This is a genomic window from Nocardiopsis alkaliphila YIM 80379, from assembly GCF_000341005.1.
In the GTDB taxonomy this organism is placed as follows: Bacteria; Actinomycetota; Actinomycetes; order Streptosporangiales; family Streptosporangiaceae; genus Nocardiopsis; species Nocardiopsis alkaliphila.
Genome location: NZ_ANBD01000208.1, coordinates 1 through 980, shown reverse-complemented (window position 1 = coordinate 980; position 980 = coordinate 1). Strand labels below are relative to the sequence as shown.

The 980-nt window shown below is 67.4% G+C and carries 1 protein-coding gene; it reads left to right on the top strand.

What is annotated here, in order from left to right; all coding sequences use genetic code 11:
- The first annotated feature begins 89 nt into the window (after positions 1-89).
- The gene (locus D472_RS0124375; protein WP_083903572.1) at positions 90-956 is read left to right on the top strand and encodes an IS5 family transposase; all 867 of its coding nucleotides are present in this window, start codon (positions 90-92) and stop codon (positions 954-956) included.
- Positions 957-980 lie beyond the last annotated feature (24 nt).

Here is a 980-nt window from a genome sequence, read left to right as displayed (position 1 = left end):
AGAGACTGTTGGGTATGCGGGTGCGTTCGCTGGGTGATCACCAGACCCGCCGGTGAGAAAACAGAACATCCCCGCCAGAATCGCGCTGTGTGTGCAGATGCGAATCCGGCGGGGATGCCCGCCCATGCTATCCCTCCGACCTCTCCGACGCGGTATGGGCGGTGATCGAACCCCTCATGCCCGTCCGTGACCAGGCCAAAGGCGGAGCTCCCCGCGTCTACGGCGACCGGTTGGTGCTCGACGCGATCTTCTTCGTGCTGCGCTCGGGCTGCCAGTGGCGGATGATCCCCCGCGACCTGCTGCCCTGGGACGCCGCCTACCGGTGGTACCGCACCTGGGCCGCCGACGGCACCATCGACCGCATCCACGACGCCTTGCGTACCAAGGTACGCATCGCCGACGGACGCGACCCCGACCCCTCGGCCGCGGTGCTGGACGCCCAGTCGATCAAGTCCAGCGAGGGCGGCCAGGCCCGCGGGTTCGACGCGGGCAAGAAGACCACCGGACGCAAACGACACCTGATCGTGGACACACTCGGACTCGTGCTGGTGATCGCGGTGACCTCCGCCTCGGTCCAGGACCGGCCCGGAGGGCGCCGTGTCCTGCGGGAGCCGGCCGCCCGGTTCCCCTCCATCGGCCTGGTCTGGGCCGATGCCGGATACGCCAACAAGATCGACAACAGCATTCTGAGCTGGGCTTACGAGAAGTTCCGGCTGGTGGTCCAGATCGTCAAACGCAGTGACGACGTCAAGGGCTTCCAGGTCCTGCCGCGCCGGTGGGTGGTCGAGCGCACCTTCGGCTGGCTGGTACGCAACCGCCGCCTGGCCCGCGACTACGAGCGCCTGACCGACAACTCCGAGGCCATGGTCAAGATCGCGATGATCCGGCTGATGGCCACACGACTTGCGGGCCAGAGGGTGCGCTGGAGCAACCGCCCGACCGGTCAAACCGTGTAGCCACCCGGCTACCCAACAGTCACT